Source organism: Nocardioides hungaricus, assembly GCF_054782915.1.
The window spans coordinates 1-20,372 of record NZ_BAAGRO010000048.1; the positions used below are offsets into that span (position 1 = coordinate 1).

Genomic DNA, 20,372 nt, shown 5'->3' on the forward strand with positions numbered 1-20,372 from the left:
GATGACTCGCGACACCTGTCCGGGATGACGTGAGACAGGGGTCCGGGATGTCCTGAACCAGAACACCGCCAGCTCCACGGGGCCTCCACGGCTCTGTGTCGCCGCGCGCTGTACGCCGGGGGCGGCCGAAGATGGGGGCCGAAGATGGGGAAGGGCTCCCGATGTGTCGGTGGCAGCCGTCCTGCTTGTCTTGCCGAGCGCTGCCGAACGCGGGCAGAGCCGCGGTGCGATCACCTGGGTGTGCACCTCATGGCGGTGACGACGAGGAGAAGGACCGATGGCGCAGTACTTCCTGGCCGAGGAGCAGACCTGGATCCCCTTCGACGTGAGGGGCACGGTGATGGGCAAGAGGGTCTTGTGGGAAGGCGGCTTCGACATCCGGTCCGCTCTGTACCGCATGCCGGCCGGGATGCTCATCAACGAACACCGCCATGAGGAGTGGGTGCAGGTCATGGTCGTCGACGGCGAGATGCAGGTCGAACCCACGGGCGGCGAGCCCGTGCGAGTTGTCGCCGGAGGCTGCTACGTGCTGGAACCCGGGGACACGCACCGCGAGAAGGCCGTGAAGGACACGCTGCTCCTCGTCACGCAGCTCGACGAGCACCCGGCGTATCGCGCGACCCGAGCAGCGACGACCCTCGCCGGAGAACCGGGGGACCTTCGTGAGCAGCACCACCACGGGGCGGCACTCGATGACGAGAGTTGAGCGCTCGGCGGGCGATCCTGCCCCCGAGGGACGTCGCTGAGCTCCCTGCACCGACGGGTCGTCCTAGCCCACGACGCCGGGGTTTCGGGCAACGAACGGCGGGTACGGTGCGCGCGTGGGGGGCCGACTGTCTGTCCTGTCGGCCGGTGTCGTCGCGACCGTGATGGTCCTCGGCGTTCTCGCTCTGGTGCAGCAGCAGCGGGACGACGGACCGGGGTCGGCCGCGGACGCCGGCCGGGTCGGTGCTGCCCCGGTGAGCACCGGCCAGGGTGGCGCAGACCGGCTGCCGGCGCTCGGCGTGCAGTTCCACGCCACCTGGACCCACTACACGCAGCGCAAGCGCGCCCGGGTCCTCGACCGCATCGAGCAGTCCGGCGCGACGTGGGTGCGGGTCGACGTCGGCTGGGCGATGCTGCAGCCCCAGCGCGGGAGGTACGACCGCAGCTGGGCCGTGCCGCGGCTCGACCGGATCATGGAGCAGTTGCGCCGGCGCGACCTCAAGGTGCTGGTGATGTTCTGGCTGACGCCCGGGTGGGCGACCGAGGAGACCGACCCGGTGCTCGCGCAGTACACCTCGCCCGACCGCCCGGGCGACTACGCCCGCGCGATCGGGTGGGCCGCGAAGCGGTGGGGCGACGTCGTCGACGCGTGGGAGATCTGGAACGAGCCGAACCTCGAGGCGTTCTACGTCGGCACCGATCCGGCGACGTACGCCGACCTCCTCTGCCGCGCGGCACCGGCGGTGCGCCGCAACGACCGGTCCGCGAAGGTCGTCTTCGGGGGGCTGATGTACAACGACGACGACTGGCTCCAGCGCGCCTACGACGCGGGCGTCGGCGGCTGCTTCGACGTGCTGGCGGTGCACTCCTACCAGGCGCCGGCCGACGCGCCCCCGGACGCGGAGGACGACGGCGAGGTCTGGAACCTCGCCCACCTCGACGCGGTGCGCAAGACCATGCTGGAGAACGGCGACCGGCTGCCCGTCTGGGTGACCGAGTTCGGGTGGAGCGTGCACGAGAACAGTCCCGACACCGAGCCCTGGCGCCGCGGTGTCACCGAGCAGCAGCAGGCGGCGTACGCCCAGCAGGCGCTGGAGATCATGGGCCGCGACTTCCCCTACGTGAAGGCGGCGTTCTGGTACAAGGACGCGGCCGTCGCCTCGAGCACCGACGAGCACCAGGAGGGCTACGGCCTGCTCGACGAGTCCCTGCGGCCCCGACCGGTGCTGCGCACGCTGGCCCGGCTCTACGGACGATCGTGAACCAGGTCCCCGTCCTCCGGATCCTGCGCCGGGCGCTGCGGCACCGCTGGCCGGTCGTGCTCGCGGTGCTGGCGCCCGCCGTCGTGCTCGGCGTCGGCGCGGTCGAGAACCGCCCGGACTCCGAGGTCGCGGTGGCGGTGGTGGGCGTCGGACCGGAGACGCCGGAGACGACCAACGCGGACGCCGTGCGCTTCGCGCTGGGCCGGTTCGCCGTCGCCGTCACCTCCGAGGCCGTGCTGGGCGACGTCGCGGACACGACCGGCGCCGAGGTCTCGACGCTGGAGAGCGCGGTCGACGTCTCCGTCTCCCAGGACGCCGGCAGCCTCACGGTGCGGGCCACGATGCCGACTCGCGACGAGGCGCTCCAGGTGGCCCAGGCGGTCGCGGACGCGGCGGTCGGCCTCAGCGAGGACGACGCGTCGGCGAGCGCGAGCGTGCTCTCCGCCGCGCGCATCGAGGCGCCCGGCCCGCTGGCCTCGCCGCGCGTCCTGGAGCTGGTGATCGTGCTCGGCGCGCTGCTGCTCGCCCTCGCCGTCGCCTACGCCCTCGAGCTGACCCGGCCGCGCATCCGCACCGGGGGCGACGCCGCCGAGGCGGTCGGCGGACCGCTGATCGGCAACCTGCCCGTCCTGACCGGCTCCTGGCCGCGCTCCGTGGTCGCGCCGGACGACGAGATCCTCGCCTCCGCGCGGTCGCTGCGCAGCGGGTGGACGGCCACGGCGGGCGCCGTACCGCCAGGGCCGGTGCTGGTCGTCGGCACCGAGCCGGGGGCCGGCGCGACGACGGTGACCTTCCTGCTCGCCAAGACGCTCGCCGGCCGCGGCGAGACCACGCTGGTGCTCGACCTGGACCTCGACGGGGCCGGCCTGACCACGCGGATGGGGCAGCCCCGCAGGCAGGGACTCGGCGACGTTCTCGCCGGCCGGGCCGAGCTGGCGGCGGCGATCCACCACGAGGGCGAGGTGGCCGTCCTGCCCGCGCAGCCGCTGCGCGGCAGCGACGACCTGGTCGACCGCCGGCTGCCCGGCCTCCTGCGGCACGCCTCCGGCCGGTGGAATGTCGTGCTCTGCGACACCACGCCGCTGGACGCGGGGGAGAGCTCGGAGGTCGTCGCGCCGCACACCGCCTCCGCGGTGGTGGTGGTCCCGCTCGGCTCCTCGCGCGCGACGGCGGAGCGTACGGCGGTGCGGCTGGCCCGCCTCGGCCTGCCGGTGCGCGGGGTGGTCCTCAACCGGGCCGGCCGCGACCGGGCGGAGGCGCCGGGGCTCACCGGGAGGGGCGGACTCCGTGGCTGAGCCGCTCGCCGGCACGACGATCCGGATGCCGGTCATCGGGCGCGAGCCGATCGTGCTGATGTACCACGGCTTCACCGAGCGGCGGCGCGACGACGACCCCGAGAACCTCTTCGTGGAGGTCGAGCGCCTCGAGCAGCAGCTCTCCTGGCTGCTCGACCAGGGCTGGCGCGCCCTCGACCTCGACGGCTATCTCGCGTGGCTCGCGGCCGGCCGCCGGCCCGGGCCGCGGGCGTTCCTGGTGACGATCGACGACGGCTTCACCTCCGTGCTCGACCTCGCGGTGCCGGTGCTCGAGCGGCTCGGCGTCCCGGCGCTGCTCTACGTGCCCGCCGACCTCGTCGGCGGCACCGCCCGCTGGCTGCCGCGCCCGGCGGACCAGGCGCTGCTCGACGCCGACGCGCTGCGCCACCTCCACGACCGGCCGCTGGTCGAGCTCGGCGCGCACGGCGCGGACCACACCGACCTGCGCCGGCGTACGCCGCTCGAGCTCGAGCACCAGGTGCGCCGGGCGCACGACACGCTCGCCGAGCTCACCGGCGCGCGGGTACGGTCCTTCGCCTACCCCTTCGGCGGCCACGACCACGCGGCCCGCTCGGCGGTGGCCGCGGTCGGCTTCGAGGTGGGGTTCTCGGTCTTCGACGACGTCGGGCGCCACGCCATCAGCCGGATCGACGTCAACGCCACCGACAGCCTGGGCTCCTTCCGACTCAAGGTGCGGCTGCCCCACTACCGCCGCTGGTGGACGGTGCTCGAGCGGGCCCCGGTCGTACGCCGCCACGTGCGCGCGCTGACCACGCGAGACGGCGGGAGGGGCCGGTGAGCGCGCTGGCGCCGCCGGCCGGCGTCCCGCGGGCGGTGGCCCTCGGCGGCTGGGCCGCCCTCGGCGTACTCGCGGGGCTGGCCCTGGCCGCCGCCGGACTGCGGCTCGGCCCGGCCGGTCCGGTACTGCTGCTCGGGCTGCCGGCGGCGCTGCTGGCCGCCTGGTGGCGTCCGCACCTCGCCGTGCTCGCAGCTGTCCTCGTGCTGCCCGTCGGGTACGTCGCGGCCGGGCCGGTCGAGCTGGTGCAGGCGGTCTCGGCGCTGGCCGCGCTGGCCGTCCTGGCGCCGGCCGCGGCGCGCCTGGACTGGCGGCTGCCCCCGTGGCCGGTCGCCCTGCCGCTGGCGGCGTTCGCGGTCGTCGCCGGCCTCGCGACCTCGCGCGCGACGGACCTCGACCTCGCCTTCCGCCTGGACGTCCAGCTCCTGCTGCTCCTGCTGCTGGTGCTCACCGCGACGACCGCGCTGCGCACTCCGGAGCAGGTGCACGGCGCCGTGCTCGCCCTGGTCGTCGCCGGCGGCCTGGCGTCGCTGCCGGCGATCCTCGGATCGGGCCCGACCGAGAGCTACTACGGCGGCGGCGTCATCACCGGCCGGGCCCAGGGGATCTTCGCCCAGCCCAACGAGCTCGGGCTGTTCAGCGCGGTGCTGCTCGTCGTCGCCGTCGGCGTCGGGCTCTGCACCACGACGACCAGGACCCGGCTGGTGTGCCTGGCGAGCGGCGGCCTGCTGCTGGCCGCGCTGGCGCTCTCCCTCTCCCGCGGCGCCTGGCTCGGCGGGGTCGCCGGGCTGACGGCGCTCGCCGTCCTGGTGCCGCAGACCCGGCGCGCGCTGGCCTGGCTCGCCGTGGGCGTCGCGGCCGCCGGCGCCGTCCTGGCGGCCGCCGGCGTCGGTCCGCTGGCCGAGGTGGCGGCCCGGATCGCGTCGGTGACCGGGTCCACGTCGAACCCCTACGACCAGCGGCCGCTGATCTGGGCCGAGGCGGCCAGGCTGTACGCCGAGGCGCCGGTCCTGGGACACGGGCCGGGCGGGTTCGCCGCGGCCGCCGCGAGCGACGCGCTGCGCCTCGGGGCGTTCCTGGACGTCGAGCACGCCCATCAACTGCTCCTCAACGTCGCGGTCGAGTTCGGCACCGCCGGGCTCCTGGCGCTGCTGGGCCTGATGGTCGGCGTCCTCGTGCTGGTCCGCCGAGGGCGGGCCGCCGGCTCCTGGCTGCCGGGCGTCCTCGCCGCCGCGCTGGTCGCGGTCGTCGGCCACGGCATGGTCGACTACCCGCTGCGCAACCCCACCGTCGCGACCACCGTGTGGCTGGTGCTGGCCCTGCTCGCCGCGGCGGCCTCCGTGGCGGCCTCCGTGGCGGCGCCGGTGACCGCCCGGGAGCGGGCGGACCGATGACCCGCCGGCTGCCCGCGCTGCGGCTCCTCGTGGTCACCCCGACCGGGGTGCTCGGCGGGTCCGAGCGCTGGCTGCTCGACCTGCTCGACACCGCGCCCGGCCGGCTCCGGCCCGAGGTGTGGCTGCTCGAGGACGGCCCGCTGCGGGCCGAGCTCGAACGGCGCGGCATCCCGGTCACCGTGCTCCCGACCGGGCGCCGGGCCGCGTCGCTGGCCGTGCGCGGCCTCGACCTGCGCCGCCGGCTGCGGGCCGGCGACGCCGACGTGGTGCTGGCCAACGGCGTCAAGGCCGCGGCCGCCGTGGTGCCCGCCGCCCGGGTGGTCGGCGTGCCCGTCTGCTGGGCCAAGCACGACTTCTCCTGGGACCGCGAGCTCGCCCGCCCGCTGGGCCGGCTGGCCGACGCGGTGCTGGCCATGTCGAGCGCCGTCGTGGCCGCGACCGGACGGTCCGACGCCGTCGTCGTACCCCCTCCGCGTAGGCCGGAGCGCCCGGCCGACCGCGCCACGGCCCGGGAGTTCTGGGCCGGCCACGGCCTGGCCGCCGGCGCCGCGCCGACGCTCGCCGCGGTCGGCCGCCTGGTCGGCTACAAGGGCGTCGACACCGCGGTGCGCGCGCTCGCCGAGGGGCCGGCCCGGGGCTGGCGGCTGGTCGTCGCCGGCGACGACGAGCCGGCCGAGCCCGACGAGCGGGAGCGGCTCGGCGCGCTGGCGAAGGAGCTCGGCGTCGCCGACCGGGTGCACCTGCTCGGGCCGGTCGAGGAGGCCGGCCGGCACCTGGCGGCGTTCGATGCGGTCGCGGTGCTGACCCGGCGCGACGGCCGCCGGTTCGGCCGCGAGGGCTACTCGCTCGTCGCACTCGAGGCGCTGGCCTCCGGGGTGCCGCTCGTCGGAGCCGCCGGCAACCCCGAGGTCGAGCGGATGGCCGCGGCCGCCGGCCGAGTGGTGCCGCCCGACGACCCCGGCGCCGTGGCCCGCGCCCTGCGCGAGGTCCGCGACCCGCGGACCGCCGCCGGCCTCCGCGCCGCCGGTGTCGCGGTCGCCGCCACCCACCCCGACCGCGCCGCCTGGGCCGACCGCGTCGTCGCCGTACTGGCCGCGGCCGCACGGCGCCCCGGCGCCGGCCGGGACGGCCCGCCGATGACCGTGCTCACCTGCTTCAAGGACGAGGAGGGCCACGTCGACGAGGTCGTGGGCCGGGTGCTCGACCAGCTCGGGCCGGACGACGAGTACCTCCTGGTCGAGGACGGGTCCCGCGACGGCACGCCCGCCGAGCTGGCCCGCTGGGCGGCCCGCGACCCGCGGATCCGGGTGCTGGCGGGGCCGTCGGTCAACCTCTCCGCGGCCCGCAACGCCGGGTTCGCGGCCGCCCGGCACCGCCACGTGGCCTGCACCGACGCGGGCTGCACGCCCGGCGACCGGTGGCTGACCGCGCTGCGCGCGCCGTTCGGGGAGCCCGGGCCGGTCGACCTCGTCGTCGGCGTGTACGACGTCGACGGCGGCGACCCGGTGCGCGACGCCGCCCGGGTCGCGCTGTTCCCCTCGCTCCGCGAGGCCCGGCGGCCGAGCCTCGCGGCGCACGCGGCCGGTCTGGTCACCGGCCGCCGCTTCTCGGCCCGCCGCCTCGACGGCCGGTCGATGGCCTGCTCGGTGGAGGCCTGGCGCCGCGCCGGCGGCTTCGACCCGCGGCTCGACAGCTCCGAGGACGCCGTCTTCGGCGAGGCGGTGCTCGCGAGCGGCGGCCGCAGCGCCCTGACCCTGGACGCCCGGGTGACCTGGGCGCAGACCGGGCGGCTACGCGACCTGGCGCGCATGTACGCGCGGTACGGCGAGTGGGGCGGCCGGGCCGGCTCCTGGCCGTTGGTGAGCCGCGACCTGGTCCGGGGTGCGGCCTACGTCGCCGGCCCGAGCGTGCTCGCGGCCGGCGGGCCGCGCGCCCGGGCGGTGGTCGCCGCGGCCGCCGCCGGCTACCTCGGCGCCACGGTCCTCCGCGCCCGGGACGAGCCGGTCGCCCGGGGCACCTGGTGGCTGGTGCCCGTCGTCGTGGGCCTCAAGGACGTCGCCAAGGCGGCCGGCTGCCTGCGCGGCCTGCTCGGCCGGCGTACCTCCCGGCGTCCGGGGCCGGTGGCGCCGCGTGGCTGAGCAGATGTCGGTCGGCGCGGTCACCCACCGCGCGGCGCGCAACGCCGCCGTCCGCGCTGCGGCCGAGGTGCTCGGCAAGGTGGCCACGCTGGCCTGGACGGTCGCCGCCGCCCGGATGCTCAGCGAGCACGACTTCGGCATCATCTCCTATGCGCTGACCACGATGCTGGTGCTCAGCTCCCTGGCCGCCTGGGGCTTCGACCCGGCCGTCACCCGGCGCGGCGCCGCCGACCCCGACGGGCTGCCGCGCCTCTACCAGTCCGCCCAGGCGTGGAAGACGCTCATCGGCCTCCCGGTCTTCCTGGTCGCCTGGCTCGTGCTGCTCGGGCACCCGTCGCTGGGGTCGGGCCTGGTGCTCGCCTGCATGCTGCTGGCCGGCTTCCCCGAGCTCTGGAGCCACACCGCCCGCTCCGCCGCCGCCGCCCGCGAGGTGTCCTCCGGCGTGTCGACCGCGCTCGTGCTGCAGCGGCTGGTCACCGCGGCCGCCGTCCTGGTCGCCCTCGTCGCGGGCTTCGGCGTCGAGGGCGTCGCGGTCGGCTTCCTGGCCGGGACGCTGGCCGGCTGGGGCGCGCACGTCGTCGCCGCCCGCCGCCTCGACGTCGGCCGGCCGATCCGGGCGCTGCGCCGCGCCGACCTGCGCGAGGGCATCCGCGGCACCTTCCTCATCGGGCTGAGCAGCCTGGTGCTGATGCTGCTGTTCCGGGTCGACGTGCTCCTCCTCGGGCAGCTCGAGGGCCCGCGCGAGGTCGCGGTCTACTCGGTCGCCTACCGCCTGCTCGAGACCGTGCTGTTCGTGACCTACGCGATCAACTACGCCGTGCTGCCGGTGATGAGCGCGACCGCGGACCGCGCCCGCCGGCGGCTGGGCTACGAGCGCGCGGTCGCCGTGGCGGCGTTCGTCTACCTGCCCTTCGCCGTGGTCTGCCTGGTCGAGGGCGGCTCGGTGCTGCGGCTGCTCTTCGGCGCGACGTACGCCGAGTCCGCCGCGCCGGTCCTGGCCTGGCTGGCGCCCGCGCCGCTGTTCCTGGCCGCCGCGACGTTCGCGACCTCGGTGCTGCTGGCGCTCGAGCGCTCCTGGGAGCTGTTCGTGGGCTCGACCTGCGCCCTGGTCGTCAACGTGGCTCTCAACCTCGTGCTGATCCCGCCGTACGGCGCGAGCGGGGCCGCCGCGGCCACCGCGGTGTCCTACGTCGTGCAGACGGCCGTGGTGCTGGTCGCGCTGCGCCGGATCGGCGAGCGGGTCTCGGTGCTGACGCCGCTCGCCTCCGCCGCCGGCGCGTCGGTCGCGCTGCTCGCGGTCCTCAGGCTGCTGCCGCTGCCGCTCCTGCTGGAGCTGCCGCTCGGCGGGGCGGCCTACGTCGGGGCGTGGCTGCTGCTGGTCCGCCGGTTCGCGCCCGAGCAGCAGCAGGTGGTGCTCGGCCTGTTCACGAGGCGCTCCGGCGGCGCCGGGCCGCGAGCGTGACCGCGGCGCGGCCGCGGAGGCCGCGGGGGAGAGCGACGGTCGTGACGCCGGCGTCGCCGGTGGCGAAGCGCTGCTTGTAGTCCTCGTCGCCCCGCAGGAAGCGGAACTCCGCGGCCCCCGACTCGAGCTCCTCGCGCACCACGTGGACCAGCAGCACGAACCCGACCGACTCCCGCTCCAGGCCGGGGTCGCGGCCGAACTGGTAGCAGTAGAAGTCCGGCCCGAAGCGGAAGCCCAGCAGCGCGGCCGCGCGGCGGCCGTCGACGTGCATCGTCCAGAGCCGCAGCCAGCCCTGCTCGAGCGCGCGGGCGGCGAAGGCCGCGGTGAACCGCCGCTGCCGCGGGGCCAGCAGCGGGCTCTCGCCCTCCCACCGCGCCGCGTGCAGCTCGAACAGGTCGGCGAGGTCGCGGTCCAGCGACCCGGCCGTGGCCAGCCGGAGCTCCACCCGGTGCGCCCGCTCGAGCCCCGCCCGCTTCTTGGCGACCTGCCGGCGGAGGTTCTTGCTCTTGCCGGCCAGCCACCGCTCCCAGCCCTGCCCCTCCTCGAAGCGCACGACCGGGCTCACCTCCACGCTGATCGTGGTGGGCCCCAACTCCTCCCACCACGGCGCCGCCTGGAGCCCGTCCTGGAGCAGGACGACGTCGGCCGGCACTCGCCCGTCCGCCAGCGCATCCCGGAGCAGCGGCGCCGCGCGGGGCAGGTCCGCGGGCGCGCACGCCGGGCCGAGCAGGTCGGCCGGGCCGTGTCCGATCCACCGCACCTGACGCAGCAGTCGTCCCCGGGAGTGCAGCGGCAGCACCACCCGCGGATCCGCCGGGTCGTCGCACAGGACGTGCGGCACCGCGCCGTCGGCGTACTCCTGCCACCAGGTGTCGGCCCAGGTGTGGGTGGCGAACACGTTGCGCGCGCGCAGGGCGAGGGCGTTCCAGGCGGCCGGCTCCGGACCGGGAAGTGGCGGCACGCGGCGAGGATACGTGCCGGGGCAGACGACGGCGGGCGCTGGGCACCCGGCAGTCATGTCGCTCGGGCTGCATACCACCGTGCTCGCTCACCGGCCGCCCAGCGCCGCAATGCCGCACGTGCGTCTGCGGGTGGAGACGCCTTCCGTGCGGCCAGCCGATGCATCCACTGGCCGCCATCGGTGAGGCGCATCCGCGCGCCATCACGGACGTCTCGAGGAGCTGCCCACGAGCGAGCCGAACTCCGGAACCAATCTCGTCTTCGAGGACGAGGTAGCCCTCCACACCCTGCCGACCCGGCAGGTGGGAACTTCGAGTGGGCGAGTCCGGAGAGCCGGGGTTCCCGGTCGACCGACGAGCGGGGCGCCCAGTGCCAGACTGCTCGCCAGCGACCCGGCAGCGAGTACGACCAGGAGGGCGCATGCGGACACCGACCGCGCGGCGAGGTGAGGTCTGGGCCGACGCGGAAGGCGTCGAGATGCTCGTCATCTCGATCGACTCGTTCAACCGAGGCCGGATGGACGCTGTCGAGTGTCTGGCCGTCTACGACGGCGACCGCAGTGACGAGCCCGGAAGCGCGTACGCCGCTGTCGTGGAGGTCGAGGGCGAACAGCGAACGGTGTTCTTCGACGACCTGTTCCTCGCTCCCAAGGCCGACCTGGTCGAGGTGCGATGGAAGGCTCCGGACGAGCTGCTCGACGAGGCCGGCAGCGCGCTCCGAGAGATCCTCAGCCCGCAGGCTGCCACGGACCCAGAGCCCGCGGCTCCATCGAGGTTCCCCCAGACCGGGGAGATCCGGTTCGCGGACCTGCACATCGAGGGAGAGACCGACAAGCCGGTCGTCGTCATCTCCTCCGAGGAGTACAGCCGGCTCGTCGGCCACGTCTTCGTGGTCGCCTGCCGGGTCACCTCAAACGTCACGAAGGTGCGCGAGTTCGATGTGAAGCTGCGCAGCCAGACCGGCAAGGTGGTCTGCTCTCACATCCAGGCGGTCCCGCTCAGCGACATCACCTACCGCAGCACGCCCGCCTCCCATGTGACGCCTAGATGAGGCCGAGGAGATCCGGGGCCGGGTGTTCGAGCTGCTGGGACTGTGAGAAGCCCACGGCACCTGTGCCCTGGCCGCGTACCATGAACGACGAGGAAGGGAGTGCGGCCATGCGCATGAAGACGGCGCCCGTCGACGCCGAGCGGAAGGACGTCCCGACCGCGAAGCTGGTCAAGCGCGCCGAGCGCAAGACGGCTGGCTGCCCCAGCGAGGAGCGCCGGCGCCGAGCGCACGCCCGTCTCGAGCGGGGCTCGCCGTTCACCCGCGACGACGCCTGACCCACGCCGTCTCGCGGGCTGAGCCGCGGGCTACGGCAGCGCCGCGGCGTACCGCGCGGCCAGCTCGCGGACGTGCTCGACCAGGGCCGGTGGCTCGTCGACGTGGAACTGCATGCCGAGCATGGAGATCCAGACCGCGACCACCTCGAGGCTGTCGCCGCCGGTGACCAGGACGCTGCCGCCGTCCGGGTGCGCCTCCACGGTGCCGACGGCGGGGTTGATCCGGGCCAGGACCTCCTCGGGCGCGGCGTCGATGCGGAGGCGGGCGTGCACGGCCCACCCGGTCCGGGCGACCTCGCGGACCACGAACTCGGTGAGGTCGCCGGGGAACGGCGCGGGCGCGAACCGCCGGCCGCCGGGCGTCTTGAGCCGCAGCCAGTCGACGCGGTACGGCGCCCAGGTGTCCGTGCGGGGGTCGCGGGCCACGAGGTACCAGCGGCGCTGCCAGGCCACCAGGTGGTACGGCTCGATCTCCCGCGGCTCGTCGCGGTAGTCGCAGCGCAGGCCCTCGTGGTCGCGGATCGCCAGCGAGATCGCCTCCAGCGTGGCCGCGTCGACCTCGGGGTCCGCGACGTTGCTGTCGGTGTTCGCCGGCCCGGCCGTGGTCGCCCGGACGACTGCGCTCAGCTTGCGGCGCAGCCGGTCGGGCAGCACCTGCTCGAGCTTCGCCAGCGCCCGGGCACTGGTCTCCTCGACCCCCGCCAGCCCGGTCGCCGCGCGGAGGCCGACGGCGACCGCGACGGCCTCCTCGTCATCGAGCAGCAGCGGCGGCAGCTTCGCGCCCACGCCCAGCCGGTAGCGCCCGCCGGGGCCGCGCACCGCATCGACGGGGTAGCCCAGCTGGCGCAGCCGCGCGACGTCGCTGCGGATGGTCCGGTCGGAGACGCCGAGCCGGTCCGCCAGGTCGGCACCCGACCAGTCCGGCCGGCTCTGCAGAAGGGCGAGCAGCGCCAGGGTGCGGGTCGCGGTCTCGCCCATGATCTCTCCCGGTGACGTCCAAAACTCCGGAACCGTATCTTCCGGAACCTTACCTAACGTCCGGGACATGAACACGAACTCCACCACCCCGTCCATCCGCCCCTTCACCGTCGAGATCCCCCAAGCCGAGCTGGACGACCTCGCTCGCCGCCTCGACCACACTCGCTTCGCCTCGGCCGCCCCGGCCGACTCCTGGGAGTACGGCACCCCGACGTCGTACCTGCGCGACATGGTCGAGCGCTGGCAGCGGTTCGACTGGCGCGCGGTCGAGGAGCGGATCAACGCGGTGCCGAACTTCCTCACCGAGGTCGACGGCCAGACGATCCACTTCGTGCATGTCCGCTCGGCCAACCCAGATGCCCGGACGCTGCTGCTGGCGCACACCTACCCCGGCTCGTTCCTCGAGTTCCTCCCGCTGGTCGAGGCGCTCGCCGAGGACTTCCACCTCGTGATCCCCTCGATGCCCGGCTTCGGCTTCTCCACCCCGGTCGTCGACGGCGGCTGGACGATGGCGCGGGTGGCCCGCGCCTACGACGAGCTGATGCGCCGGCTCGGCTACACCTCGTACGGCGTGCACGGCTCGGACAGCGGCGCGCTGGTGGGCCGGGAGCTGGCGATCCTGGACCCCGAGGGGTTCCTGGGTGCGCACGTGCTGCAGCTCTTCGCGTTCCCGTCCGGCGACCCGGCCGAGTTCGAGGGCTTCGGCCCGAAGGAGTACGCCGCCCTGGAGCACATGCAGTGGTTCCAGTCGGTCGGGGGCTACAACGCCATGAACGGCTCGCGGCCGCAGACGATCGCGGCCGGCCTGTCCGACAGCCCCGTCGGACAGCTCGCCTACTCCGAGCTGTTCGAGAGCTTCGGCAACGGCACTGCGCTGGTCACCCCGGAACAGGTGCTGGAGCAGGTGACGCTCTACTGGCTGACCAACACCGCGGCCGGCTCGGTGCGCTACCACTACGAGGAGGCGCACGCCCAGCGCGAGTCGGTGGTGAGCACGGGCCGGATCGGCGTCGCCGTCTTCCGCCACGACTTCCAGACGATCCAGTCCCTCGCCGAGCGCGACAACGCCAACATCCAGCACTGGTCGGAGCTCGACGGGGGAGGGCACTTCGCCGTCCTGGAGAACCCGAGTGCCGTCGTCGCCGACCTGCGGGCGTTCTTCGCGCCCGCGGGCTGAGCGCCGCGCCGGCGGGGGCATGGCCGGGCGGCTGCTGGGCACACTCCAGCCATGTCGCTCGGGCTGCGCCTGGCTGTGCCGATCTCGCTGCTCGCACTGCTCACGGGCGGGTTGGCGGTCGCCGGCGCCGCGAGTGCCGCGGGCACCGAGCTCGAGCTGACCGGCTCGCCGGCGTACGCCGACAGCGAGACCACCCTGCGGATCCGGCTCGGCAGCGGCGCCGGCGAGCCGATCGCCGGTGCCGCCGTCGAGCTCGAGCGTCGTCAGGGCGGCGCCTGGGTCCCGCTCGGCACGGTGACGACCGACGCCGACGGCCGGGCCGCCCAGCAGGTGCGGCTCAGCCGGTCGGTCGGCGAGAACACGGTGCGTGCCAGCTACGCCGGCGACGAGCAGTACGCCGCGGTGACCCGTCAGGTCCGGATCCGGCTCGAGCGCCGGGGCAGTGTGGTCGGCATCGACGCGGCGAGGCGGGTGCAGGACGGCCGGAGCGTGCAGGTGCGGGTGCGGTGGACCACGCGCGGCGGCGTACCGATCGCGGGCACGGTCCGGGTGATGCGCTCGCTCGCCGGCGGTCCGTGGAGGCCGGAGCGCACCGTGCGCACCGACGCCGACGGCCGCGCCGCCCTCACGACCCGGCCGCGCGTCGACTCGCGCTGGCGAGCCCGGGCGGTGCGGATGGCGTGGGTGGAGGGCGCCGTGAGCACGGTGCGGCGCATCGACAACGTGCCGCCGGGCCGACCGGTCCGGCTCCCCAGGTCCGCGCCCCACCCGCGCCGCGCGCTCCCGGACCAGCCGCGGGCGGTCGGCAGGGGCGCCAACCCGGTCATCGCCCGGCTCCCCGACCGGATCTGGACCCGCATGGCCGGCATCAGCTGGCGCCGCGGCTGCCCGGTCGGCCGCGACGGGCTGCGGCTGGTGCGCGTGAACTACTGGGACTACCGCGGCTACCAGCGGCGCGGCGAGCTGGTCGCGGCCACCGGTGCCGCGAGCGCGCTGGCGTCGGCGTTCGCCGAGATGTACCAGCGCAGGCTCCCGATCCGCGCGATGTACCGCGTCGACCGGTTCGGTTGGGGCGCTCGATCCCGCGGCGGCGACGACTACGCGTCGATGGCGGCCGGCAACACCTCGGCGTTCAACTGCCGCGACGTCACCGGCCGCCCCGGCGTCCGCTCGCCGCACAGCTACGGCCGCTCGCTCGACGTGAACACCTGGGAGAACCCCTACCGCTCGGCGCGCGGCCTGGTCCCGAACACCTGGTGGCAGCGCCGCTCCCACCCGCGGGTCGCGTGGCGCTCGCGCTCGCACCCGGTGGTGCGGCTGATGGCGCGGCACGGGCTCCGCTGGACCTACGGCAACGGCGACACCCAGCACTTCGACTACGTCGGCAGCCGGGCCCGCGCCACGGTCGCGCCGCGTGCGTGCGACCGGTACTGCGACTAACGTCCGAGCATGCTCACCCTCCTGGTCGGCGTCGTGGTCGGCGAGAGCGGCCGGAAGCGTGGCTGACCCCGACGGCGGCTGCGTCTTCTGCCGGATCGTCGCGGGCGAGCTGGCCGCGGACGTGGTGCTCGACGAGCCGGCGTACCTCGCCTTCCTCGACCGCCGTCCGGTCTTCAAGGGCCACGTCCTGCTGGTGCCGCGCGAGCACGTCGTCACGCTGCCCGACCTGCCAGCCGGCCTGCGCGACGGCTTCCTCGAGGCCGCGCAGCGGCTCGCGGCCGCGGTGGTGGAGGGCCTCGGCGCGCAGGGCAGCTTCGTCGCGATGAACAACGTCGTCAGCCAGTCGGTCCCGCACCTGCACCTCCATGTGGTGCCGCGCACCCAGGGCGACGGCCTGCGCGGGTTCTTCTGGCCGCGCACCAGGTACGCCGACGGCGAGTCGGCCGAGTACGCCGCCCGGTTGCGCGCCGTCCTCGGCTGACCGGCCGCGCGGGGAGGTCGTGCGGGCTGGTCGTGCGGGCTGGTCGTACGGGCTGGTCGTGGTGGCAGTGCCTGGGCTGTCCCCACTGCCATCTCGGCGCAATTGCGCTGTTATGGCAGTGCTCGCCCCGTCCCGGCTGCCATTCCGGCGCAATTGCGCCGGAATGACGGCGCCCGCCGCGCTCCGACTGCCACAACAGCGCAGGTCGTGGGGCCAGCCGCCTCGTATCGCTGGAGGCTCCCTCCTGCTGAAGCGCCACCGATCTAGACTCTCCGCATGGAGTTCACCCGCATCACCGTCGACCCTGCCGTCATGGGCGGTGTCCCGACGCTGCGCGGACTCCGCATCCCGGTTGCCACCGTCGTCGCGATGGTCGCCGACGGCATGACGGTCGAGCAGATCGTGCTCGACCTGCCTGACCTCGAAGCGGAGGACATCGCGGAGGCGCTTCGCTACGCGGCGGAGCTGACGCGCGAACGGCACGTCCCGCTGCGGGCGCCCGCGTGAGGCTCCTCCTCGACAACAACCTCTCGCCCCGACTCGTGGGCCTCCTGCCCGGCCATGATGTCGAGCACGTTCGGATGCTCGAGCTCCAGTCCGCGCGCGACGAGGTCGTGCTTGCCCGAGCAGCGCGTGACGGGCGGGTGCTGGTCTCGGCGGACACCGACTTCGGTCGGATCCTGGCCACCACCCGCGCCGTCGGACCGTCGGTCCTGCTCCTCCGTCGCCAGACGGGACGAACGACGGAGGAGCTCGCGACGCTGCTGCTGGCGAACCTCCCGCCGGTTGCCGAGGACCTCGCCATGGGAGCCGTCGTTGTCATCGGTGACGACGACGTGAGGATTCGGCCCCTGCCGATCCTGCCGGGAAGTTGACGCGAACCGGCTGCAGCACACGCGCCGGTCGTTGCTCACTCCTCACCGACGACCGCCGCGCAGCCCCCGGGAAGCCCTCATCTATCGTGTCGTGCTGACCGGCCCGAACAGCGAGACAGGAGCCACACGGATGGGGCGTTATGACGGACGGATCGCCGTCGTCACCGGGGCCGCGCGCGGCATCGGGTTCGGCACGGCCACCCGGTTCGCCGAGGAGGGCGCGTCGGTCGCGATCCTCGACCTCGACGAGGCGAGCGCCGCGGAGGCGGCCGCGCGGCTCCCGCTGGTCGACGGCGCGAAGTCGGTCGGCATCGGCTGCGACGTCAGCGACGCCGCGTCGGCCGAGGCGGCCGTCGAGCGCGTGGTCGCCGAGCTCGGCGGGATCCACGTCCTGGTCAACAACGCCGGCGTCACGCGCGACAACCTGCTGTTCAAGATGACCGACGAGGACTGGGACCTGGTGATGAACGTGCACCTGCGCGGTGCGTTCCTCATGACCAGGGCGGCCCAGAGGCACTTCGTCGCCCAGAAGTACGGCAAGATCCTCAACCTGTCGAGCGTCTCCGCCCTCGGCAACCGCGGCCAGGCCAACTACTCCGCCGCGAAGATGGGCATCCAGGGCCTCACCCGCACCCTCGGCATCGAGCTCGGCCCGTTCGGCGTCAACGTCAACGCGATCGCCCCGGGCTTCATCGCGACCGAGATGACCGACGCGACCGCCCGCCGACTCAAGATGGAGCCCGAGCAGCTGCGCGAGATGAACGCCGAGCACAACCCGGTCCGCCGCGTCGGCCACCCCGAGGACATCGCCGCCGCGGCCGCGTTCCTGTGCAGCGACGAGGCGTCGTACATCACCGGACAGACGCTGTACGTCGACGGCGGCGCCAAGCTCGGGTAAGCGGACTCGCGGGCGCGCCTCCCCGCTCCGGGCGGCGGAGGCCGGCACACTGGAAGTCGACCGAAACACTTGAGAATCCCGAAACGGAGCGATCCCGTGCGCCGTGCCCACCTCCCCGGTGTCCGCCCTGTGGCAGCCCTCGTCGTGGCCGCGAGCCTGGTGCTCGCCGGGTGCGGGGGAGGCGGCGACTCGTCGGGCGCGGACTCGCCGGCCGCCCAGCAGGTCGCCGGCGCCGACGAGCTCGCCTCGACCTGGCCGACGACCGGCCTGCCGGTCGAGGGCGACGCCAGCGCCGCGCAGTCCTATCCGGTGCTGGTCACCAAGATGGACAACACGCCGTCCAGCGCACCGCAGATCGGACTCGGCTCGGCCGACCTGGTCGTCGAGGAGCTGGTCGAGGGCGGGCTGACCCGGCTCGCGGCGTTCTACTACTCCGACCTGCCGACCTCGGTCGGACCGGTCCGCTCGATGCGCGCCAGCGACATCGGCATCGTCTCCCCGGCCGACGCCTCGATCGTCACCAGCGGCGCCGCCGGCGTGACCATCGGCCGGATCAAGGGCGCCGGCATCGACTTCTACGCCGAGGGCGCCGGCGGCATCGCCCGCGACAGCTCCCGCAGCGCGCCGTACAACCTCTTCGCCGACCTGACGACGATCGCGCAGACCGCCGAGCAGGACCCGGCCCGGCCCGCCGACTACCTGCCCTGGGGCACCGCGGAGGACCTGCCGTCGGGCCAGCCCGCGAAGACGATCGCGGCGTCCTTCGGCAGTGGCCACACCACGAGCTGGACCTTCGACGGCAAGGGCTACGTCAACGAGAACTCCTACGCTGCCGAGGACGACCAGTTCCCGGCCGACACCATCTTGGTGCTGCGGGTCCAGGTCGGCGACGCGGGCTACCTCGACCCGGCGGGCAACCCGGTGCCGGAGACCAAGCTCGAGGGCAAGGGCGCGGCGATGATCTTCAACAACGGCCGGCTGGTGCGGGGCACCTGGCAGAAGGGCGGGCTCGACCAGCCGATCAGGCTGTCGACGAAGGCGGGCAAGCTGACCGTCCCGACCGGCAGGGTGTGGATCGAGCTGGTGCCGGCAGCGACCGGGGACGTCACGTTCCAGAGGTGACGTCCGCGCCGGTCAGCTCGGTGCCGTTCTCGGCGAGGGCCCGGAAGCCGGCGAGGATGAACCCGATCGCGGTCTCCACGTTGGCGGCCGCCACCTCGGGATCCTCGGCACCGGAGACCGACTCGCCGGCCGACGACATCGCGCCGAAGAAGATCCGGGCGAAGGTCTGCTGGAGGTCCTCGTCGAGCTCCCACTGGCCGGCGGCGAGCACCGATCTCACGATCTCGAGGACGTTCGCGAACGTCGAGCGCTCCTCCTGCTCGCGGAACCGCTCGTAGCCGAGGACCGACGGACCCTCCTGGATCACGATCCGGCGGTAGCGCGCCTCCTGCACGACCGCGAGGAACGCGCGCAGGCCCGCGGTGGCCTTCTCCCACGGGTCCCGGTGGCCCTTGAGCGCCTTCTGGATGGCGCGCGCGGCGTCGTCCTCGACCCGCTCGAAGACGGCCTCGAACAGCGCCTGCTTGCCGCTGAAGTGGTGGTAGAGCGCGCCCTTGGTGACCCGGGCGCCCGCGACGATCGCGTCGAGCGAGGTGGCGGCGTACCCGCCCTCGGTGAACAGCTCCTCGGCGACGTCGACCAGTGCGCGCTTGGTCGACGCGGAGTACTGCTGCCGGCGGCCCGCGCCCGGGACGCCGGGCACCTTGGGCACGAGCTTGGAGACCGTCGACTTGCTCATAGTCCCGGCAGCCTAATACCGACCGTCGGTACGGGTGACCGCGATCACCGGCGCCCGGCTTGCATACCGCGAGTATGACTACGTACCGTGGGTACGTACTTACGGTATGTAGGTCTCACCCCGAAGGAGACGCCATGACCTGGAAGTCCTTCCACTCCCGCGGAGAGATCCTCCGCGACGTCATCGCCGCGGCCGACGAGCGCCGCGACGGCCTCCTCCCGCTCGACGTCGCGGGCGCCACCGAGGCGTTCGAGGACGAGCTCGCCCTGCTGGGCGCCCTCCAGCTGCGCTGGCACACCCGGCTCTCCGGGCGGATCGAGCGCGAGCTGATGCGCCAGCCGATGGATCTCGAGGGCGCCGTCGTCGCCGCCTGGCACGCCACCGCGGACGAGCTCCCCGGCGTCCGCGCGATCATCGACCGCGAGCGCGCCGAGCCCCGGGACGCCGCCGTCGCCGACGCGATGGCCAGGTCCGCCGCCAAGGAGCGGATCCTGCTGGCCATGATGGCCGGCCGGGCCAGCGCCTCCGACGACACCGCGGTGCGCGTCGGCGCGGCCATCGAGGCCGGCGCCCGCGCGACGTACCGCCCCGTGCGCCAGCCGGTAGGCCAGTCCGGCGCCCGCCGTGCCCGGCGGTCGGCCGAGCAGCCCCGCCTGCTGGCCCGGCTCAAGGCCGCCCTCGCCGCCTGAGACTGCCCGGTCTGTCGCCTGGTCTGGCGCATGATGGGGACATGACCGAGGTGCGTGCCGGGATGCTCCTGGTGGCGACGCCCGCGCTCGTCGACCCGAACTTCGTCGACACCGTCGTGCTCCTGCTCGACGTCGACCACCAGGGCGCGCTCGGGGTCGTGCTCAACCGGCCGTCGGGGATCCCGGTCTCCGACGTGCTCCGGGACTGGGGCGAGGTGGTCGCCGAGCCCGAGGTCCTCTTCCGCGGGGGACCGGTCAGCACCGAGGGGGCGCTCGCGGTCGCGACGCTGCGCGCCGAGGACGACGTGCCGGTCGGGTTCCGCGCGGTCGAGGGCCGGCTCGGCCTGCTCGACCTCGACACCCCGGTCGAGCTGCTCGAGGGCAGCCTCGAGGGGGTCCGCATCTTCGCCGGCTACGCCGGCTGGGGCGCCGAGCAGCTGGTCGGGGAGATCGCCGAGGGGAGCTGGTACGTCGTGCCCGCGCAGCTCCCCGACGTGTTCCGGGTCGACCCGCGCGACCTGTGGCGCGACGTACTGCGCCGCCAGCCGGGCGACCTCGCCTGGCACTCGACCCGGTCCCTCGACCCCGACCTCAACTGACCCGACTCGGCGCGTCTTGCCCGCTGGTGGGGTGCGAGTCGGCGCGTCTTGCCCGCCACCTGTGGACAGCCCGGGC

21 protein-coding genes are annotated in these 20,372 nt (G+C 74.6%); 18 read left to right on the forward strand and 3 right to left on the reverse strand.

Features of this window, described 5'->3' with window-relative positions; all coding sequences use genetic code 11:
- Positions 1-277: 277 nt before the first annotated feature.
- The 7 genes from ACYVKX_RS18025 (at position 278) to ACYVKX_RS18055 (ending at position 9,073) form a co-directional block, all read left to right on the forward strand.
- Positions 278-706: a cupin domain-containing protein gene (locus ACYVKX_RS18025; RefSeq protein WP_460835057.1), complete on the forward strand. Its 429-nt coding sequence runs from the start codon at positions 278-280 to the stop codon at positions 704-706.
- A gap of 115 nt (positions 707-821) precedes the next feature.
- Positions 822-1,967: a cellulase family glycosylhydrolase gene (locus ACYVKX_RS18030; RefSeq protein WP_460835058.1), complete on the forward strand. Its 1,146-nt coding sequence runs from the start codon at positions 822-824 to the stop codon at positions 1,965-1,967.
- Positions 1,964-3,262: a nucleotide-binding protein gene (locus tag ACYVKX_RS18035; protein ID WP_460835059.1), complete on the forward strand. Its 1,299-nt coding sequence runs from the start codon at positions 1,964-1,966 to the stop codon at positions 3,260-3,262. The genes ACYVKX_RS18030 and ACYVKX_RS18035 overlap by 4 nt, the downstream gene beginning before the upstream one ends.
- The gene (locus ACYVKX_RS18040) at positions 3,255-4,082 is read left to right on the forward strand and encodes a polysaccharide deacetylase family protein (RefSeq protein ID WP_460835060.1); all 828 of its coding nucleotides are present in this window, start codon (positions 3,255-3,257) and stop codon (positions 4,080-4,082) included. The genes ACYVKX_RS18035 and ACYVKX_RS18040 overlap by 8 nt, the downstream gene beginning before the upstream one ends.
- Positions 4,079-5,473: an O-antigen ligase family protein gene (locus ACYVKX_RS18045; RefSeq protein WP_460835061.1), complete on the forward strand. Its 1,395-nt coding sequence runs from the start codon at positions 4,079-4,081 to the stop codon at positions 5,471-5,473. Before ACYVKX_RS18040 ends, ACYVKX_RS18045 begins: the two co-directional genes overlap by 4 nt.
- Positions 5,470-7,611, forward strand: a complete 2,142-nt coding sequence (locus ACYVKX_RS18050) for a glycosyltransferase (RefSeq protein ID WP_460835062.1) — start codon at positions 5,470-5,472, stop codon at positions 7,609-7,611. Before ACYVKX_RS18045 ends, ACYVKX_RS18050 begins: the two co-directional genes overlap by 4 nt.
- Entirely contained in the window at positions 7,604-9,073 is a 1,470-nt protein-coding gene (locus tag ACYVKX_RS18055) for an oligosaccharide flippase family protein (protein WP_460835063.1), read from the forward strand. The genes ACYVKX_RS18050 and ACYVKX_RS18055 overlap by 8 nt, the downstream gene beginning before the upstream one ends.
- On the opposite strand, the gene ACYVKX_RS18060 is transcribed toward ACYVKX_RS18055, so the two are convergent.
- Positions 9,036-10,034: a GNAT family N-acetyltransferase gene (locus ACYVKX_RS18060; protein ID WP_460835064.1), complete on the reverse strand. Its 999-nt coding sequence runs from the start codon at positions 10,032-10,034 to the stop codon at positions 9,036-9,038. The two genes, ACYVKX_RS18055 and ACYVKX_RS18060, sit on opposite strands and share 38 nt — an antisense overlap.
- A gap of 419 nt (positions 10,035-10,453) precedes the next feature.
- On the opposite strand from ACYVKX_RS18060, the gene ACYVKX_RS18065 reads away from it, so the two are divergent.
- The gene (locus tag ACYVKX_RS18065; protein ID WP_460835065.1) at positions 10,454-11,083 is read left to right on the forward strand and encodes a type II toxin-antitoxin system PemK/MazF family toxin; all 630 of its coding nucleotides are present in this window, start codon (positions 10,454-10,456) and stop codon (positions 11,081-11,083) included.
- Between the two features lie 107 nt (positions 11,084-11,190).
- Positions 11,191-11,358 carry a hypothetical protein gene (locus tag ACYVKX_RS18070; protein WP_460835066.1) on the forward strand — a complete coding sequence of 56 codons (168 nt, stop codon included), beginning with the start codon at positions 11,191-11,193 and terminating at the stop codon, positions 11,356-11,358.
- 30 nt (positions 11,359-11,388) lie between these two features.
- Here ACYVKX_RS18070 and ACYVKX_RS18075 read toward each other — a convergent pair whose 3' ends face one another.
- The gene (locus ACYVKX_RS18075) at positions 11,389-12,336 is read right to left on the reverse strand and encodes a helix-turn-helix transcriptional regulator (protein ID WP_460835068.1); all 948 of its coding nucleotides are present in this window, start codon (positions 12,334-12,336) and stop codon (positions 11,389-11,391) included.
- Between the two features lie 67 nt (positions 12,337-12,403).
- On the opposite strand from ACYVKX_RS18075, the gene ACYVKX_RS18080 reads away from it, so the two are divergent.
- The 7 genes from ACYVKX_RS18080 (at position 12,404) to ACYVKX_RS18110 (ending at position 18,329) form a co-directional block, all read left to right on the forward strand.
- Positions 12,404-13,513, forward strand: coding sequence for an epoxide hydrolase family protein (locus ACYVKX_RS18080; RefSeq protein WP_460835069.1), 1,110 nt, complete (start codon positions 12,404-12,406; stop codon positions 13,511-13,513).
- 51 nt (positions 13,514-13,564) lie between these two features.
- The gene (locus ACYVKX_RS18085) at positions 13,565-14,953 is read left to right on the forward strand and encodes a M15 family metallopeptidase (protein ID WP_460835070.1); all 1,389 of its coding nucleotides are present in this window, start codon (positions 13,565-13,567) and stop codon (positions 14,951-14,953) included.
- A gap of 58 nt (positions 14,954-15,011) precedes the next feature.
- On the forward strand, positions 15,012-15,434 hold the full coding sequence (locus tag ACYVKX_RS18090) for an HIT family protein (RefSeq protein WP_460835071.1): 423 nt from the start codon (positions 15,012-15,014) through the stop codon (positions 15,432-15,434).
- A gap of 276 nt (positions 15,435-15,710) precedes the next feature.
- Complete coding sequence (locus ACYVKX_RS18095; RefSeq protein WP_460835072.1) at positions 15,711-15,941, forward strand: DUF433 domain-containing protein; 231 nt, start codon at positions 15,711-15,713, stop codon at positions 15,939-15,941.
- Positions 15,938-16,309, forward strand: a complete 372-nt coding sequence (locus ACYVKX_RS18100; protein ID WP_460835073.1) for a DUF5615 family PIN-like protein — start codon at positions 15,938-15,940, stop codon at positions 16,307-16,309. Before ACYVKX_RS18095 ends, ACYVKX_RS18100 begins: the two co-directional genes overlap by 4 nt.
- A 130-nt stretch (positions 16,310-16,439) precedes the next feature.
- The gene (locus ACYVKX_RS18105) at positions 16,440-17,207 is read left to right on the forward strand and encodes an SDR family NAD(P)-dependent oxidoreductase (protein ID WP_460835074.1); all 768 of its coding nucleotides are present in this window, start codon (positions 16,440-16,442) and stop codon (positions 17,205-17,207) included.
- A 129-nt stretch (positions 17,208-17,336) separates the two neighbouring features.
- A complete protein-coding gene (locus ACYVKX_RS18110; protein ID WP_460835075.1) occupies positions 17,337-18,329 on the forward strand; it encodes a DUF3048 domain-containing protein in 993 nt (330 codons plus the stop codon).
- Here the strand turns inward: ACYVKX_RS18110 and ACYVKX_RS18115 are convergent.
- Positions 18,313-19,008, reverse strand: coding sequence for a TetR/AcrR family transcriptional regulator (locus ACYVKX_RS18115; protein WP_460835076.1), 696 nt, complete (start codon positions 19,006-19,008; stop codon positions 18,313-18,315). The genes ACYVKX_RS18110 and ACYVKX_RS18115 overlap by 17 nt on opposite strands.
- A gap of 134 nt (positions 19,009-19,142) precedes the next feature.
- Between ACYVKX_RS18115 and ACYVKX_RS18120 the strand changes: the two genes are divergently transcribed.
- Positions 19,143-19,697, forward strand: a complete 555-nt coding sequence (locus ACYVKX_RS18120; RefSeq protein ID WP_460835077.1) for a hypothetical protein — start codon at positions 19,143-19,145, stop codon at positions 19,695-19,697.
- Between the two features lie 41 nt (positions 19,698-19,738).
- A complete protein-coding gene (locus ACYVKX_RS18125) occupies positions 19,739-20,296 on the forward strand; it encodes a YqgE/AlgH family protein (RefSeq protein WP_460835078.1) in 558 nt (185 codons plus the stop codon).
- Positions 20,297-20,372: the final 76 nt, after the last annotated feature.